Raw genomic sequence first — 17,050 nt, 5'->3', positions numbered from 1 at the left:
GACCATGACCGATACCGACACGCCCGCACTAGCAAGCTAAAACCCCAAACGAGAGGAAAACGCCGTTACACCACTACAAGGGACTTGACCCGATACCGATCCGCTGACGCTGCCCACCCGAGAAGTGGCGGGGGTAGCGGTTCGCGTGGGACGGCTCGAGCCCGACCAGGGCCATGAGTTCCTTGATCCGGTTCTTGATGTCCTTCTTCGGCCAGCCGCCGTACTTCAAGGGCTCGGCGATGATGTCATAGACCGGCATACGCGGATCGAGGGACGCCATCGGGTCCTGGAAGACCACCTGCAGGTCGCCGCGGATATCCTTGCGTTCCTTGCGGGACAGCTGGCCCGTATCGCGGCCGAGGACAACGATCCGGCCATCTTGCGGCGCGCGCAGGTCGAGGACCTCGAGCAGGGTCGTGGACTTTCCGCAGCCGGATTCACCTACCAGGCCGAGGGTCTCACCGGTGCGGACCTCCAGCGAAATGTCGTCGACTGCGTGCACGGTTCCGACGCGACGCTTGAACACAGCCCCCTTGGTGAGCGGGAAGTACTTCTTCAGGTTCTCGACCTGAAGGATCGGCTCACGCTCCTCCCACGGCACGTCACCAAAGACTCGCTGCGGCACCTCGGGCATCGGGTAGATGGCCGAATAGTGCGACCCCTTCTCCGCGACATACTCGGAGCGGATACATGCCGCGGCATGGCTCGGGATTTCGTCGACGCGTTCCAGCGGCGGCTCGACCTCGCGACACTCTGGCACGGAGATCGGGCACCGCGGCTCGAACGGGCAGCCCGGGGGCAGGTTGAGCAGCGAGGGCGGGTTGCCCTCAACCGGCGCAAGCGGTTCGTTACGCGACTGGTCGGGGCGCGGCAGCGAGCCAAGCAGACCAATCGTGTAGGGCATCTTCGAGTTGTAGAAGATGTCGTCGACCTCGCCCTGCTCAATGATGCGACCGGCGTACATGACGGCGACGCGATCAGCGAGGCCGGCCACGACGCCAAGATCGTGCGTAATCATGATGACGCCGGCGCCCGTTTCCTTTTGGGCAGTGCGCAACACGTCGAGGATCTGGGCCTGAATCGTCACATCGAGCGCCGTCGTGGGCTCGTCAGCGATGATGAGGTCCGGTTCGTTGGCCATGGCCATCGCGATCATCGCGCGCTGGCGCATACCGCCGGAGAACTCGTGCGGGAACGCCTTGACGCGGACACCCGGATTCGGGATGCCGACGAGGTCGAGCAGTTCGACCGCGCGCTGCCAGGCAGCCTTCGACGAAATATTGCGGTGGACCTGCAGCGCCTCGACGAGCTGATCACCGATCGTGTACACGGGCGTGAGGGCCGACAGCGGGTCCTGGAAGACCATCGCCATCTGGTTGCCGCGGACGTGAGACATCCAGCCGTCCGAACGGCCGAGGAGCTCTTCACCGTGCAGCTTCACAGATCCGGTAACGCGGGCGCTTTCTTCTAGCAGCCCCATCACCGCCGTCGAGGTGACCGACTTACCAGAACCGGATTCACCTACGATGCCGAGGACCTCGCCGCGATCAACGGTGAGGTTGACGCCGCGCACCGCGTGAACGAGACCGTCTTCCGACGGGAACGTCACGTTAAGGTCGCTGACTTCGAGGACTGGGATCCCCAGTTTGGGCGTTGGGATGTCGCTGGGGACTCCCCTAGTCTTGCGGTCTTCGCGGCTCATGCCTTGCCTCCCGACTTGGACGAGGGATCAAGCGCATCGCGCACGCCATCGCCAATAAAGTTCACAGAAATCAACATCACGGTCAGTACCGTCGCCGGGGCGAGGAAGATCCACGGGAAGGTAAGCGCCGCGCGCTGGCCTTCCGCGATCAAGGTACCCAGGGAGACGTTCGGAGACTGCACACCAAATCCGAAGAAGGACAAGGCGGTCTCCGACAGCACCGCCGAGGCCACACCCAAGGTTGCGTCAATGATGAGCAGCGACGAGATGTTCGGCAGAATGTGGCGGAAGATGATCGTCATCGGGGGCACTGACATGTACTTTGCGGCGGTCACATATTCCGCGTTGCGCACCGACAGCGTCAGGGAGCGCACTACGCGGGCGGACAGCATCCAGCCGAAGATCGCCAGCAGGAGAATGAAGAGCGAAATCGATCCCTTCTTGGCGCCCGCCTGCTGCGAGAAGATCGCGATCAGCAGGAAGGAGGGCACAACGAGGAGCAGGTCGATGACCCACAGCGCGACCTTGTCAAACCAACCGCTGAAGTAGGCGGCCATCGCGCCGACGATTGCGGCGATCGACGTTTGCAAAAATGCCACCGACAACCCAATAATCAGCGACTTTCGCAGACCCTCAACGGTCATGGCGAAGACGTCACGACCGGCCTGGGTGGCGCCGAACCAGTGTTCGGCGCTGGGCGGTGAGTAGAACGCGGCGTAGTCGATCTCAGCGAAGTCCCACTTTGCGATGTAGGGACCCAACAGGGCGAAGAGCACAACGATCGCAAAGCCGATGATCCCCACGATCGAGGTGCGGTTACGAAGGAAGCGACGGCGGACCAGCTGACCTCGCGTCATGCGTTCCGTCGGCTGCGCGGCGGGTGCGACATCCTCTTCCGCGGTGCCCGCCCAGTCGGCGGTCGGGCTCTTGGCCCTGTCTTCGATGGCGGCGCCAGCCGCGGCGGCAGCGGTCTCATCGTGGCCGCGGATCACTCGGTTGTGCCGTTCGTTGCGGCGAATCCGGGCAGAGTCAATACGTGCGTCGTCGCGGGGAGCGTCCTCGCGCTGGACCTCACTGGCTTCGATGTCGCGCTCGAGGTCCTTAGCGTCGCGATTCTGATCGTCTTTTCGCATGGCTTAGCTCACTCTCACGCGCGGGTCGATGACCGCGACAAGGACGTCGGACAAGAACGCGCCGGCGAGAGTACACGCACCGGAGAAGGCGACCACAGCGACCGTGCCGTTAATGTCCGCCTTTTGAATGGTCTCAACGCCGTAGATGCCCATGCCATTCCAGCCGAACACGCTCTCGGTAATCGCGGCACCCAGCATGAGGCCGGTGACGGCGAAGGCGAAGTAGGTGCCCATCGGGATGAGCGAGGTACGCAGCGCGTGGCGGGTGACCGCCTTGCGTTTGATCAGGCCCTTGGCGCGTGCGGTGCGCACATAGTCGGCGCCCAGCGTGTCAAGCATGAGGTTGCGCTGGTAGCGCGAGTAGGAGGCCAGGCCCATCGCCGACATGGAGACTGTCGGCAGTAGCAGGTGCTGGAGGCGATCGAAGAACGCGGCTCCGAAATAATCGCCGTGCTGGCCGTATTCACCGATGAACTCGAAGAATTCGGTTCCGGTCGCGCGGTTGAAGTTAACCGCCATGATCTGCAGCGCGATCGCGAGCACGATGGACGGGGTCGAGATGAGGATCAGGGCGATGATCGAGATGGTGCGGTCCGCAACGGAGTACTGCTTCGTCGCAGTCCAGGCGCCGATGGCGACGCCACCGACCATACCGACGAGGGCACCAATGGTGACCAGGCGCAGCGACACGAACGCGCGGCGGCTCATCTCACCGTTAACGGAGTCACCCTGCGGGGAATATCCCCAGTCCCAATGGACGAAAACGTTGGTCAGCCAGGTCCAGTAGCGTTCCAACACTGGAGTCTCGGACGAGATGTTGTAGCCCTGAAGGTAGGCCCGGATCTGCTCCGGGGGCATTGGGGGCTGCCTATTGGCAAACAACTCCTCGGGCCGCAAGAACGAGCTTGCCATGATGTAGGCCAACGTGATCGCAATGAACAACAAAACTATGTAGTTCAGGATCCGTCGGATCAGGTAGTAGGTCATACGTCTGCCTTAGGTGTGCGCGGGGTTTCCGCCTTGGGTCCGTGCGTACGGCCGAGGCCCATGGTGGTGGGCTCTGGCCGCGGCTAACTGTGCAAGAATAACGCGATTAGCGAAAAAGTCCACGCCGAGTGCGATCCCGGTCACAACGAAGTTGCGAGGTCCTCGAGATTTTACGCCGCTTCCTTTACTCATCATCGACATACTCTTGGCGCATTCCACACGCCTCATTGACGTTGCGGAGCACATGGTCAACAGTTTCCCGCCATCTTAGTCCGATGGTGGGCTGCGGTCACAATACGGGCACGGACGTGGCATCGCAAGGCCAAACCGCCGATTGTTGGGAAGCTTTGATGGCAGAGTAGGGCCATGAGAGGAGCCCACCGACCGAGCGCCGCCCCCGCCGAAATCCCCGAAGACATCTTCGACGTCCTTCGTTCAGCGAGGCACGTGTCAATTCTGACCGGGGCCGGAATCTCGGCGGAATCCGGTGTACCCACGTTTCGCGCCCCAATTGACGGGCTGTGGGAGACCTACGAGCCCGAGCAGCTCGTCTCGGTGGAGGGCTGGGAATCGGATCCCGGCGTCGTGTGGGCCTGGCACGTATGGTTCGCGGCCCTTATCTCCCGCTGCTCCCCCAATCCGGGGCACCGCGCGCTTGGCCGCTGGAACCGCAACTGGACGCGTACCGAACAGGGACTCATCGAGGTCGCCACCCAAAACATTGACGACCTGCATACGCGTGGCGGGCTCGCGCCGATCGCGCACCTGCACGGTCAGATCACGAAGTTTCACTGCTCGGAGTGCGGGGCGCCCGCCTCCCCCATCCTGTCGTGGCCAACGGAGCCGGCGCCGTCGTTGCCGCCACCCAAGTGCCCGATCTGTGGGGGCTATATCCGGCCGTCGGTGACCTGGTTTGGCGAAGCCCTGCCGACGAAGGCGGTCGATGCCGCCGTACAGTCTGCGATGACGTGCGATGCGATGCTCGTCATCGGGACGTCCGGCGCGGTCTACCCCGCCGCCGGACTGCCAAAACTCGTCGCGGGACGGGGCAAACCGGTCATCGAGATCAATCCCCGCGATACGGACATCACGCACCACATGGATATCGTGTGGCGCGAATCCGCCGTCGTCGCCCTACCGGCGCTCGTGGACGGCGTGGTCTGCGATCACGATTAGTTCAGGATCGTGAAGAACTGCATCGGGTACTTGTAAACGACGCCGCGGTTCGCGCTGAGTGCGCCGATGATGTGGAAGATGATCTGGGCGATACCCGACGCGAAGACCACGAGGAAGCCGATCGGCGATAGGATGACCGTCAGCACCATCGCCCAACCGACCAGGGCGACAATCCACATGGTGATGTCGAAGTTGAACGTCTGGGCGGCGCACCGCCGAACGAACGGGGACCGTTCCTTATATATGACCCATATGACCCACGGCGCGATCAGGCTCGCGACGTTCACGGTGAGCACCATGGCAATGAGCGGCGAGAGGTTAGCGAGCATGCCCATCGATCGATCGTTATCGCTGCCGGGTCCCGGCTCCGTGGCCGACGGTTCGCCACCGTAGCCGCCGTACGAGTTGTATCCGGACATCGCGTCTCCTCGTAATAGGGGTGCCGGAGTTTTCCGGCGCCCCTATTATGAGGGGCACACCTGCCCGTGGCAATGAAAATCCGCTAGGCGGACCGCACCAGCGATCGCAACTGACGGAGTGCCACGGACAGCGGCGCAAACTCTGGGCTCTCGTGATCGACGATTTCGCTCACGAGTTGCTCGACGCGCGAGACGACCGCAGCGTTATCGTCCAGCCACTGCGCAAGGCGGGCGGTGCCGTCCTGCTGCTCGGTGGATTCGAGCACGGCGCGGGTCAGCATCGCGTTTGTCGTCATGACATCGCCGCGCACGGCGGCGCGGGCGAGGGCGTCCCACCGGTCCGTCTGCGGCAGGGCGGCCCCCTGCTTCAACAGGTCGTAGAGCCCGAGTTGCTCGGCCACCCCGAAGTGGACGCGTGCGACCTCGATGAGGTCCTCGTTCATATCGGAGGCGATCTCGATGACGTCGAGCCACATCGCCTGATCGAGGAGCGTCGCGGCGAACCAGGCGAGTTCTTCGCTCGCGCCCGCCTCGACGTATTCCGCGGTCTTTCCCTTGACGCGGCTCGTGAAGCCCTCCGGCAGGAACGCGCCGCGCACCTCGCGCAGCTTGGCGATGCGGCCGCGGAAGCGTTCGATCTCGGTGGACACGTCGAGAATTCCGGGCCGGTTGTGCAGGAACCAGCGCACGGCACGGTCGAGCAGGCGGCGGAACGTCAGGTACATCTCGGACTGGACCGTTGTCGGAACTGTGACGTCCGTGTCTTCGACCTGGGCGACAAACGAGCGCAGGTCGAAGGCGTGGCGCGCGACGAAGAAGGCCCGCGCCACCTGATCGGCACTCGCTCCGGTTTCTTCCATCGCGCGCGAGACGAACGTGATGCCGCCGCGGTTGATGATGGAGTTCGCCAGTTCGGTCACGACGATCTCACGGCGCAGCGAATGCTGGGCGAGATCCTCGCCGTAGCGTTCGGCGAGGACGGCCGGGAAGTGCGATTCGACGATCGTTTTCGTCCAGTCCTCATCGGGCAGGTCGGTCGCCAGCAGCTGGTCCTTCACGCTCATCTTGGCGTAGGCAACGAGGACCGCGAACTCGGGCGTCACGAGTCCGTGGCCCTGCTCCGCGCGCGCGTGCAGTTCCTCATCGCTCGGCAAAAACTCGAGTTCGCGATCGAGCTCGCCGCTTTCTTCCAGCAGCGTCATGAGGCGCATGTGGGAGCCGAGCATCCGGTCGTCCTGGTAGCGGGCGTTGCCAAGCAAGACGTTCTGCTCGTAGTTCTGGCGCAGCACGAGGTGGGCGACGTCGTCGGTCATCTCGGCGAGCAGCTCGTTGCGCTCGTCCATCGTGAGGTCGCCGCGGCTGACGATCGGGGCCAGCAGGATCTTGATATTGACCTCGAGGTCGGAGGAGTCGACGCCGCCGGAGTTGTCGATCGCGTCCGTATTAATATGGACGCCATTTTGCGCGGCCTCGATCCGGCCCAGCTGAGAGAAGCCGAGGTTGCCGCCCTCGCCGACGACCTTGACGCGCAGCTGTTTGCCGGTGATGCGGATCGGGTCGTTGGCGCGGTCGCCGATGTCGTTATCGGTCTCGGATTCGGCGCGCACGTAGGTACCGATGCCGCCGTTCCACAGCAGGTCGACGGGGGCTTGCAGCACCGCCTTGATGAGGTCGTTCGGCGCCAGCTGCTTCACGTCATCGCCGAGGCCGAGCGCCTCGCGCATCTCGGGCGTGATCTCGATGGACTTGGCGCTGCGGGAAAAGACGCCGCCGCCGGCCGAAATGAGGTCGCGGTTGTAGTCGTCCCAGCTGGAGCGCGGCGTCTCGAACAGGCGCTTGCGTTCGGCATAGGAGCTCGCGACGTCGGGGGTCGGATCGATGAAGATATCGCGGTGGTCGAAGGCGCCGACGAGGCGGATGTGTTCGCTCAGCAGCATGCCGTTGCCGAACACGTCGCCCGACATGTCGCCGATGCCGACGGCCGTGAACTCCTCGGACTGGGTATCGAGGCCGAGCTCGCGGAAGTGCCGCTTGACGGATTCCCACGCGCCGCGGGCGGTGATGCCCATCTTCTTGTGGTCATAGCCCGCGGAGCCGCCGGAGGCGAACGCGTCGTCGAGCCAGAAGTTGTGGCGGCGGGAGACTTCGTTCGCGGTATCGGAGAACGCGGCCGTGCCCTTGTCGGCGGCGACGACGAGGTAGGGGTCATCGCCGTCGTAGCGCACGACGCGCTCGGGCGCCACGATCTCGCCGTCGACGCGGTTGTCGGTCACGGAGAGCATCGCGGAGATGAACAGGACATAGGCCGCAGTGCCTTCGGCGAGCCAGGCTTGCCGGTCCTCGGCGGGATCGGGCAGTTGGGTCGCGACGAAGCCGCCCTTGGAGCCCGTCGGCACGATGACGGCGTTCTTCACCATCTGCGCCTTGACGAGGCCGAGGACTTCGGTGCGGAAGTCTTCCTTGCGGTCCGACCAGCGCAAGCCGCCGCGGGCGACGTCGCCGAAGCGCAGGTGCACACCCTGCACGCGCGGGCCGTGGACCCAGATTTCGTACTTCGGGCGCGGCGCCGGCAGGTCCGGGATCGCCTGCGGATTGATCTTCAGCGCGATGGCGTCGGGGCAGGGTGCGTCCGTGAAGAAGTTGGTGCGCAATACTGCCCGGATGATCGCGAGCAGGGAGCGGATGATCGTGTCCTGGTCGATCGAGGAGACCGCGTCGAGGTCAGCGATGATCGCCTTGGCGGCGCTCTTGGCGGCGCTCTTGCGCTCCTTGGAGACCTCGGTCCCCCACTCGCCCGCGGGGTCGAATCGCACGTAGAACAGATCGCGCAGCGAGCGCGCGAGGGTCGCATTGGAGACGAGCGTGTCGATGATGTAGCCGGTGGAGTACACGCCGTGGGTTTGGCGCAGGTAGCTCGACAGCGCGCGCAGCAGCGCGACATCTGGCCACGGCAGCTTGGCGGCGAGGACGAGCGCGTTGAAGCCATCGGCCTCCGCGTCGCCGGCGAGGACTGCCTGCAGGGCGTCCTGCAAGCGAGCTGCCTCGTTGTCCTCCCCCGTGAGCGCGCCCGCGACGCCGATGTCGTGCAGGTAGACGTCGCGGCCGTCGAGGTTCGCCGAATGCGCATGCTCGTCGAGGACCTGCAGTCCGAAATCGCTCAGCAGCGGCAGGGTCTCCGACAGCGGGAGGCTGTGCGGCGCATAGATGCGCAGGCGGTAGTCCTCGCCTTGCTTCAGCAGGCGGACCGTCGTCGCGTCCTCGATGGCGGCCAGTTCCTGCGCGTCGATCAGTGCCAGATCGGCGTCCGCGTCGTCCTTATAGGACGCGGGCATCGCGCGCAGGACGCGCATGACCTGGCTGCTGCCGTCTTGCCCGGCGACGAGTTCCGCGACGTCCTCGTCGAGCAGGCGCGTGATCGCGGTAATCTCGCTGGCGAGCCAGTCGGAGTCGACGTCCGTCACGAGGCTCGCTTCGCGGCCCCACACCAGCAGGTGCACGCGCGCGAGCGGAGCGTTCGACACGAGCGCCGTGGCCTTGCAGTCATCGCCGCCGAAGGCGGAGCGCATGAGGTCGGCGAGCTTGCTTCGCACGGTCGCCGAATAGCGATCGCGCGGCATGAAGACCATGCAGGACGCGAACCGGCCATACGGGTCGCGGCGCACGAACACGCGAGTGCGGCGGCGGCCCGGCAGGTGGACGACGGTCTGGGCGATCTCGGTGAGGTCTTCGGTCGAGATCTGGAAGAGCTCGTCGCGCGGGTAGTCCTCGAGGATCTCGAGCAGGTCCTTGCCGAGGTGGCCATCGGGGTCGAAGCCGGTCTTCGCGAGGACCTGGGCGACCTTGGGCGCGATGAGCGGAACATCGAGGATGCTCACCTGGTAGGAGGCGGGCGTGAAGAGGCCAAGGATGCGGTGCTCGCCCGTGACATTACCGGCGTCATCGAACGTTTTGACGCCGATGTAGTCGAGCGGCACGGGCTCGTGGACCGTGGAGGGGCGGTTGATCTTCGTGACGAAGATGAGTTCCTTTTCGCGCGCCTTCTTCGCGGCGACCTGCGGCAGTTCCTTGATCGGCGCCTCACCGTCGACATCGTGCAGCAGGCCAAGGCCGGTGCCGGAGACGGCCTGCAGCCGCGCCTCGTCGATATCGGCGTCGTGATCGAGGAGGCGGTAGGTGCGGAAACCGAGGAACGTGAAGTTGTGTTCGGTCAGCCAGTCGAGCAGGTTCGCGGCGTCTTCGGCGACCTCGGCGTCGATGCCCTTCGGGGCCGCACTGCGCAGTTCGTTCGCGAGCTCACAGGCCCGCTCGTGCATGGCGTCCCAGTCGTCGTTGACCCGGCGCAGGTCGTTCAGCACGCGGCGCAGATCGTCTTCGAGCGATTCGGCGGCCTCCCCGGATTCGGGGTCCTCGATGAGGAAGCGCATCCACGATTCGGCGATCCCGGGCATGTCCGGCACGGAATCGTCGTAGATCTCGTGGCCCTCGAGCGCTTCCGCATCGAGGTGCGGCTCGGTGTCGACGATGCCGCGCAGTTTGCCGGACGCGTCGCGACGCACCGTCATCTGCGGGTGGACGACCGAATGAATAAGGAGCCCGTGGCGCTCCAATTCGTTAGAGAGCGAGTCGATGAGGAACGGCATGTCGTCGGTAATAATGTCGAGCGCCGTGAGCGGTCGGCCCGATTCCGGGGACGTTCCCTTACCGAAGGTCACGAGCGATTCGCCAACGGCGCGCGTCTTGGCCCGCGACAGCAGGAGCGCGAGGAAATCGACGAGTTCGCTGACCGTCGACATCCGGATGTCGTCCGGGCCAATCCCCCGCACCACCTCCGTTACGACCTGTGTCGCTGACGTCCCGTTCGGCAAGGCATCGCCGTGCCGTTCGGCAAGTTCCGTTGCGGCCGCTGCTAGGTGGTGTTCAATGGTCTGGCCCTCGTTGGTCATTCCCTCTCCTTGTGCTTCAGAACACATCTATCGAGGGAATGCTACCCGGAAAATTCGGACAGTGGCACAGTACTGGTATGGAATCCATGTCTGCCGAACCGGCACCGTTCACACTGGACACTCAAACCCGCGCTTCGCTCGTCGAACACAATGGCATCGAAGTCATTGCCGAAGATGAGCGCACCGCGAAACCCTCCGACCTTTTCTGGCCCTGGTTCGCCGCCAACGTCTCCGTTTTTGGCATGAGCTACGCGGCCTTCGTCTACGGCTTTAAAGTCTCCTTCCTCCAGGCCCTCATCGTCACCGTCATCGGTGTGACGATCTCCTTCCTGCTGTGCGGCATCATCGCGATCGCCGGCAAGCGCGGATCGGCACCGACGATGGTGCTCTCGCGCGCCGCCTTCGGCGTGACCGGTCAGAAGGTTCCGGGCGTCTTTTCCTGGCTGGTCTCGATCGGCTGGGAGACCTTCCTCGCGATCATGGCGACGCTCGCGACGGCGACGGTTTTCGACCGGCTCGGCTGGTCCGGCGGCACCACGACGAAGATTCTGGCCTGCGCCGTCATCGCGACCCTCATCGTGCTGGCGTCGGTCGCGGGCTATCACACGATCATGAAGATGCAGTCGATCCTCACGTGGCTCACCGGCGCCGTGACGATCCTGTACGTCGGCCTCACCCTCAAGGAGGTCGACCTCTCGGCCGTCATGTCGATTGAGTCCGGCTCCATGACCGCCGTCATCGGCGCCCTCGTCATGGTGATGACGGGCTTCGGCCTCGGCTGGATCAATATCGCGGCCGACTGGTCGCGCTACCAGTCGCGCGAAGCCTCGGGTTCCAAGATCGTTTTGTGGAACACGATCGGGGGCGCCATCGCCCCGATCCTGCTCGTCTCCTTCGGTCTGCTACTCGTCGGCTCCCGCCCCGAGCTGCAAGACGGCATCACCAACGACCCGATCGGTACCCTCGCCACGATCCTGCCCGTGTGGCTGCTGCTGCCCTTCCTGCTGACAGCCGTCCTCGCGCTCGTCTCCGGCGCGGTCCTCGGTATTTACTCCTCGGGCCTGACGCTGCTCTCGCTGGGTGTGAAGATCCCGCGCCCGGCCGCAGCCCTGATCGACGGCGTCATCCTCACCGCCGGCACCGTCTGGGTCGTCTTCTTCGCCCAGTCCTTCCTCGGCCCGTTCCAGTCCTTCCTCATCACCCTCGGCGTCCCGATCGCCTCGTGGGCCGGCATCATGATCGCCGACATCGCCCTGCGCAAGCGTGACTACGACGAGCAGGCGCTGTTCGACCCGAACGGCCGCTACGGCGCGTGGGACTGGGTCTCGATCGGCACGATGCTCGGCGCCTCGGTCGTCGGCTGGGGGCTCGTCATCAATAACTTCGCCGAAGAGGCCGCGTGGAACAACTGGCAGGGCTACCTGCTCGGTCCCCTGGGCCTTGGCGGCCGTGACGGTGACTGGGCGTGGGCGAACCTCGGCGTCTTTGCCGCGCTCATCTTGTCCTTCCTCATCACCTACGTTGCGCGTCGGGCTAAGGTGGCCCGCCAGGAGGAGCGTGCCTAATGGCTGATGATCGTTGGCTGCTCGTCATTGACCCGCAGGTCATTTTCGCGGACCCCGACTCCGATTGGGCTTCGCCCATGTGGCCCGAGGTCGAACCTCGGATCCTGCGCCTCATCGAGGCCTTTGGCGAGCGCACGATCATCACCCGGTGGGTGCCGCCCAAGCAACGGGACGGATCGTGGCGCGAGTACATGGCGGCGTGGCCGTTCGCCGATGTGCCGCCCACCGATCCGAAGTTCGGTCTGCTCGAGCCCTTCCAGTCCGCCCCGGGCCGCCGTCTCGACGCGGCCACGTTCGGGAAGTGGGGTGCGGACCTGATCTCGATTACGGGTCCGCACCCGCATCTCGTCGTCGCCGGGGTCTCGACGGACTGCTGCGTTTTGTCGACGGTGATCCCGGCGGCAGACGCGGGCGCCTATATCGAACTCGTGACCGACGCCTGCGCCGGCTCGACGCCGGAAAACCATGCGGCCTCGTTGACTTGCATGTCGCTGTATCCCCCGCAGGTGACGCCGGTAACTACTGCCGAAATCTGCGAAAACGTGGGATAAAAAGCGGCTAGAGACGGACACAATCAGCATGGGAAACATCGCGCCACATTCTGCCGAGGGAGCGGGGCCGAGCGAGCCCCCGCTGCCCCAGGTAGACGTGTCCCCGTTTCAGCTGCGTGTGCTTCGCGCGGCGCGCGATACGGGCGACGAGGCGACGATTCCCCATCTCGCTGAACTCCTCGGTGGCCACCCGAACACGACGCGCTCCCATTTGGAATCGCTCGTGGCCAGCGGCCACATCCGTCGGGATACGGCCCCGCCTGCGGGGCGCGGGCGGCCCCGCCACGTCTACCGGGTGACGGAAATCGGCAAATCGGCGCTGCGCCCGCCACCGATCGCCCCGGAATACGCCGCGCTCGCAAGCGCCCTCGCCGGCTACCTCGCCCAGGTGTCCCCCGACCCAGCAACGGACGCGCAGGCGGCCGGGCGAGCATGGGCCGAACGAACCGAAACACCAGGGCAGTATTCGGACCGCACTGCTCTCTTGATGGAGCGGCTGTCTGCCATGGGCTTTCAACCAAACCAGCGCAAGCGGGAGGATGCGACCGATATCGTCCTGCCAGTCTGCCCGCTGCTCGCCGCCGCATCGGAGAATCCCGAGGTCATCTGCAACGTGCATCTAGGCCTCATGCAGGGAATTATGGAGCGCAACTCGCTGCCGTCCGACAATGTCAGCCTGTTGCCCTTTGCGGACGACGACGGCTGTATTTTCCGGCTGAAAAAGTCGGCCGGCTAGTCCACGTCCGCGACGCGCGCGGCGAGTTCTTCCTCGCCCTCGGCGCGCAAAAAGTCGGCGACCTCGTCCCGGTTCGGCGCTGTACTAGGCCCCTTGCGGGTCACCGTGATCGCGCCCGCGGCATTGGCCGCCTGCGCCGCGAGTTCCCAATCGAACCCGCCCGCGACGAGTCCCAACATCGCTCCCGTGTGGGTATCGCCCGCGCCATTGGTATCGACGGCCTCTCGCGGATACCCCGGACACACCGCGATCTCGCTGCCAGCCCCGGCAAGGACCCGGCTGCCTTCCTTGCCATCGCGCACGATGACGACAGCATCGTCGGGCAACTCTCGCGCGATGGCGCGCATCGCGGCCTCGTTATCGGCCGCGCCGGTGAAGTCACGTGCCTCGTCGGCGTTCGAGGTCCAGACCGAACTGAGGGCGCACATCTCTTCGCGGATCGCGTCGCTAAATCCCGCGAATGGCGCACCGGGATCGAGGACGATGCGAACGTCAGAGGGCAGCGCACGCAAATAATCCAGGAGCGGGTCGCGCGTCGGCTCATACAGGCTGTAGCCAGAGACGCACAGCAGATCGCCGCCGCGGGCCTCGGCGCGGTGCAGCAGGTCCGTGCTGATCATGCGCTCGGCACCGTAGATCGTGACGAAGGTGCGCTCGGCCGTCGGTTCCACCATGACGAAGCACTCGCCGGTGTCGGCGTGTGGAATGGGGTCGGCGCTGATGTCGATGCCGTCGGAGGTGAGGACTTCCCGAATGAGATCTCCGTTGGGGCCGGTCCCGATCGCACCGGCGTGCACGGCGGGGGCGCCCATACGGCGAGCGGCGAGCAGGATCGTGACCGCACCACCGGCATAGCGTGCGACGGAGGCGGCGTTGACGTTGTCACCACGCCGCGGCAGGCTCGGCACTTCGGCAACGATGTCAACAAGGGCCTGAGCGGTGTGCACGACGCGGGGCATGACCATATCGTAAGGCCATGCGGGTTTATGCGCGTCCTTCCCTTCGTTTGGTCTTCCAGCTGATCTCCGATGTGTCCGTCGTGATCTGGACGATTATCTGGTGATAGCTCTCCACGTTCGTGACCTCGACGGTCTCCCAGATCGCGGCTCCGTCCCGCGAGGTCGGGGCGGCGATGCGCAACTTGCGCGCGAACGTCGGCAGCGCGGCCGATCGCGTCGGCGACATTCCCTATGTCGGCGACTCCGTGCGCTCCCCCTTCGATGCGATCGCCACCGACATGGCGGGCGTCATCGAGGCGACCGACTCCCAGGTCGCGGCGATCGAGGACGCCCGCGAACGCACTTGGATGGGCGGCCTTTCTCGTCCCCGTCGGGGTGCTGTTCGCGCTGTGGCTGCCGCTGCGGCTGCGCTTCATCTGGTGTACGATGCAGGTCGCGCGGCTCACGGCCGAGAAGTACCGCGCCGGCGACCAGCGCGCGATCGAGTTGCTGGCCGATGTCGAATGCCGCCGCCTAGGCCTGTCATCTGTCTTGCCCCGCCAGCTGTAGGGTGAACTGCATGATCTCCCCGTTTGTGTCCTGGCAGTGGTGCCGGGAAAACTTTTCTTCCCTCGACTTCGCCGACGTGCGCTGGCACCTTGATCGTGGCGGCGATGAGGAATACGCCGCGGGCCATGTCCCCGGCGCCGCGTTCATCGATTTGGACCACGACCTTTCCGAGGCGGGCGCTCCAACCGATGGCCGCCATCCCCTGCCCTCGCCGGAGCACTTCGCACGTGCGCTGTCGAAGGCGGGTATCGATGGGTCGCGCCCCGTCATCGCCTATGACTCGGAAGGCGGGATTTTCGCGGCGCGCCTCGTGTGGATGCTGCGCACCATCGGCGTCGAGTCCGCACTCCTAGACGGCGGGCTGAGCGACGTCGACATCGAGCTCGCCACCGGCCACAGCACCCGCGAGCCGGTGACATTCGAGCCGCGCGACTGGCCCGCATCGGCGATCGCCACGGTCGATGACGTCCTTGCGGCAACGCAGGATCCTGACACGATCCTCATCGACGCGCGCCCGACGCCCCGCTATCGCGGCGAGGATGACGTCGATGCGCGTGCCGGTCATATCCCTAGCGCCAAGTCCGTACCGTGCCGCGCCCATGTCACCGACTCCGGTCACCTGCGCGACGCGAGCGAATTGCGTGAAGCATTCGCCTCCGCCGGGATCGACTCCGAAGAATCGACGAGCGTCGTGTCCTATTGCGGCTCCGGCGTCACCGGCTGCCACAATATCCTTGTCATGGAACAGCTAGGCCTGCCCGCCCCACGCCTGTACCCCGGATCATTTTCGGCCTGGACGGCAGACGACTCGCTGCCGATCGAGGTCGGCCAAGACAGCAACCAAAACGACCGGGATAACTCGCACTAGCGAGCGATCCCGGCCGTTTCAGCGGGTTAGTTGATCTGGGCTTTGCCCTCAACTTCGACGTATTTCACGTCGGGAACCTCGTTGAGGTCAGCCGCGAGCTTTGCTGCATCGGCCTCCGGGAGGGAGGTATCGAGCAGCACCAGCATCGCTCCGCCAGAGCGGGGATGGCTGGAGACAACCTTCGCGCGGTACTTCGCGACAGCCTCAGTTACGGCCGAGGATTGTTCGGCAGACAGCGCGTCGAGAACGTTGTCCTCGGCTCCGGCATCGGTAGCGGACTTGGCAGCAGCACTGGAGTCATTGAACGCCACGATCAGTCCGGTCCCCTGCTGCGTCGCATCAGGGCTGGACGTCACGCTCGACGTCGGCGAGGCGTGTGACTCGGATGGGCCTTTCGTGCCATCCGCGCATCCCACGATGGTCAGCACCATCGCGAGGGCGATACCGGTTCGCGTCACGAGTTTCTTAGCGTTCATGTCAATCTCCTTTACTGGTTACCAGCCCCAGCGCCACCACCACCAGGGATCCGGAGTCTCGTAGTCATCGCCCCCGCCACCGCCGTCTCCATTGTCGCCGCCGGTGTCGTTTCCGGCAGCCTTGGTCACGGCCGCGCCACCATCGAGGTGCCCTGGAAAGCGCCCCAACCCGGGCCGACCGGGGTGGTCTTACCGGTGTTGATGGTGGACAGGGTGCCCTGGTTGTTCTTCAGGTCGCCGCCCTGGCCGGACAGCGTGATGCGGGAACCGTAGTTCGAGTAGTAGGCCTGGGAGCCATCGGAGCCGACCGATCCGACGACGACCACGTTGCTGCAGTTCGCCGGGGTCGAGTACTGGGCATCCTTGGCCGAGTTGCCGGCCGCCACAACGACGGTCGTGCCGCGGGCAACAGCGGCGTCGATGGCATCCTGGTAGACGCGCGGGCACGTGGCCGAGGGGCCGCCGAGGCTCAGGTTGATGACCCGCGCCGGGGTTGGGTTCGTCGCGAGGCCCGGCACCTCGTAGGTGATGGCATCGGTGATGTCCGAGGTGCGGCCACCGCAACGGCCGAGCACGCGCAGCGGCTGGATCTTCGATTCCGGAGCGATGCCCGGGATGCCGTAGTTGTCGTTGGCAGCGCCGCCGATCGTGCCGGCGACATGCGAGTCGTGACAGGTCGAGTTCTGATCGCGCTCGGAGTTGCCCACGCCGCACTCGTTAGCGGCGACCCAGTCGCCCTCGTCCTGCGGTTTGGAGAGCTGCCATCTTTGTACTTGACGATGAACCGGTTGTGTGCCTGCTCGCTGACATTGCTGGCGTCGCCAGCAGCATTGTTGTCGGCCAGCGCAATGCTGGGCGTCAACGTGGCAGCGAGTGATGCAGTGAGAAGCACTGAGTTGAGTCCCTCATAGTGGTGTAGCGGGGTGGTCGTGCTGGACAGCAGGGCGGTCACCGCGTGATCCTCGAGTTCATCTTCTACAACTCAC

14 protein-coding genes and 1 pseudogene are annotated in these 17,050 nt (G+C 65.0%); 6 read left to right on the top strand and 9 right to left on the bottom strand.

Annotated features, from left to right (window positions below; genetic code table 11):
• Window positions 1-91 precede the first annotated feature (91 nt).
• From BSZ39_RS09635 to BSZ39_RS09625, 3 genes and pseudogenes are all read right to left on the bottom strand, one after another.
• Window positions 92-1,702, bottom strand: a pseudogene (locus BSZ39_RS09635) (oligopeptide/dipeptide ABC transporter ATP-binding protein); the annotation flags it as partial.
• The gene (locus BSZ39_RS09630; protein ID WP_425425683.1) at window positions 1,699-2,559 is read right to left on the bottom strand and encodes an ABC transporter permease; all 861 of its coding nucleotides are present in this window, start codon (window positions 2,557-2,559) and stop codon (window positions 1,699-1,701) included. The pseudogene BSZ39_RS09635 and the gene BSZ39_RS09630, both read right to left, overlap by 4 nt.
• A 279-nt stretch (window positions 2,560-2,838) precedes the next feature.
• Complete coding sequence (locus BSZ39_RS09625; RefSeq protein WP_073717120.1) at window positions 2,839-3,822, bottom strand: ABC transporter permease; 984 nt, start codon at window positions 3,820-3,822, stop codon at window positions 2,839-2,841.
• 366 nt (window positions 3,823-4,188) lie between these two features.
• On the opposite strand from BSZ39_RS09625, the gene BSZ39_RS09620 reads away from it, so the two are divergent.
• Complete coding sequence (locus BSZ39_RS09620; RefSeq protein ID WP_073717119.1) at window positions 4,189-4,998, top strand: SIR2 family NAD-dependent protein deacylase; 810 nt, start codon at window positions 4,189-4,191, stop codon at window positions 4,996-4,998.
• Here the strand turns inward: BSZ39_RS09620 and BSZ39_RS09615 are convergent.
• Window positions 4,995-5,417 (bottom strand): DUF4870 domain-containing protein, encoded by a 423-nt coding sequence (locus BSZ39_RS09615; RefSeq protein ID WP_073717118.1) that lies wholly within the window; start codon window positions 5,415-5,417, stop codon window positions 4,995-4,997. The two genes, BSZ39_RS09620 and BSZ39_RS09615, sit on opposite strands and share 4 nt — an antisense overlap.
• An 83-nt stretch (window positions 5,418-5,500) precedes the next feature.
• Window positions 5,501-10,360 carry an NAD-glutamate dehydrogenase gene (locus BSZ39_RS09610; protein WP_073717117.1) on the bottom strand — a complete coding sequence of 1,620 codons (4,860 nt, stop codon included), beginning with the start codon at window positions 10,358-10,360 and terminating at the stop codon, window positions 5,501-5,503.
• Window positions 10,361-10,446: 86 nt separating this feature from the next.
• Here BSZ39_RS09610 and BSZ39_RS09605 point away from each other — a divergent pair, with 86 nt between their 5' ends.
• Genes BSZ39_RS09605 through BSZ39_RS09595 form a run of 3 tightly spaced genes read left to right on the top strand, consistent with a single transcriptional unit; the run spans window position 10,447 to window position 13,212 of the window.
• Window positions 10,447-11,925 (top strand): purine-cytosine permease family protein, encoded by a 1,479-nt coding sequence (locus tag BSZ39_RS09605; protein ID WP_143180484.1) that lies wholly within the window; start codon window positions 10,447-10,449, stop codon window positions 11,923-11,925.
• Window positions 11,925-12,476, top strand: a complete 552-nt coding sequence (locus BSZ39_RS09600; protein ID WP_073717115.1) for a cysteine hydrolase family protein — start codon at window positions 11,925-11,927, stop codon at window positions 12,474-12,476. The genes BSZ39_RS09605 and BSZ39_RS09600 overlap by 1 nt, the downstream gene beginning before the upstream one ends.
• Window positions 12,477-12,504: 28 nt before the next feature.
• Window positions 12,505-13,212, top strand: a complete 708-nt coding sequence (locus BSZ39_RS09595; protein ID WP_143180483.1) for a helix-turn-helix transcriptional regulator — start codon at window positions 12,505-12,507, stop codon at window positions 13,210-13,212.
• Here the strand turns inward: BSZ39_RS09595 and BSZ39_RS09590 are convergent.
• Together BSZ39_RS09590 and BSZ39_RS09585 are read right to left on the bottom strand one after the other, a co-directional pair.
• A complete protein-coding gene (locus tag BSZ39_RS09590; RefSeq protein WP_073717122.1) occupies window positions 13,209-14,171 on the bottom strand; it encodes a PfkB family carbohydrate kinase in 963 nt (320 codons plus the stop codon). The two genes, BSZ39_RS09595 and BSZ39_RS09590, sit on opposite strands and share 4 nt — an antisense overlap.
• Before the next feature lie 25 nt (window positions 14,172-14,196).
• On the bottom strand, window positions 14,197-14,397 hold the full coding sequence (locus tag BSZ39_RS09585) for a hypothetical protein (RefSeq protein ID WP_073717114.1): 201 nt from the start codon (window positions 14,395-14,397) through the stop codon (window positions 14,197-14,199).
• Window positions 14,398-14,546: 149 nt separating this feature from the next.
• On the opposite strand from BSZ39_RS09585, the gene BSZ39_RS13920 reads away from it, so the two are divergent.
• Entirely contained in the window at window positions 14,547-14,720 is a 174-nt protein-coding gene (locus BSZ39_RS13920) for a hypothetical protein (RefSeq protein ID WP_158025159.1), read from the top strand.
• Window positions 14,721-14,730: 10 nt separating this feature from the next.
• Window positions 14,731-15,588 carry a sulfurtransferase gene (locus BSZ39_RS09580; protein WP_073717121.1) on the top strand — a complete coding sequence of 286 codons (858 nt, stop codon included), beginning with the start codon at window positions 14,731-14,733 and terminating at the stop codon, window positions 15,586-15,588.
• 26 nt (window positions 15,589-15,614) lie between these two features.
• Here the strand turns inward: BSZ39_RS09580 and BSZ39_RS09575 are convergent, their stop codons facing one another.
• Window positions 15,615-16,064 carry a hypothetical protein gene (locus BSZ39_RS09575; RefSeq protein ID WP_073717113.1) on the bottom strand — a complete coding sequence of 150 codons (450 nt, stop codon included), beginning with the start codon at window positions 16,062-16,064 and terminating at the stop codon, window positions 15,615-15,617.
• A 125-nt stretch (window positions 16,065-16,189) separates the two neighbouring features.
• Window positions 16,190-16,942 carry a S8 family serine peptidase gene (locus tag BSZ39_RS09570; RefSeq protein ID WP_083603175.1) on the bottom strand — a complete coding sequence of 251 codons (753 nt, stop codon included), beginning with the start codon at window positions 16,940-16,942 and terminating at the stop codon, window positions 16,190-16,192.
• Window positions 16,943-17,050 lie beyond the last annotated feature (108 nt).

It is taken from the genome of Bowdeniella nasicola, from assembly GCF_001907295.1.
Taxonomy (GTDB): domain Bacteria; phylum Actinomycetota; class Actinomycetes; order Actinomycetales; family Actinomycetaceae; genus Bowdeniella; species Bowdeniella nasicola.
Note: the sequence above shows the minus strand (reverse complement) of the source record. Positions and strands in the feature narration are given on the sequence as shown.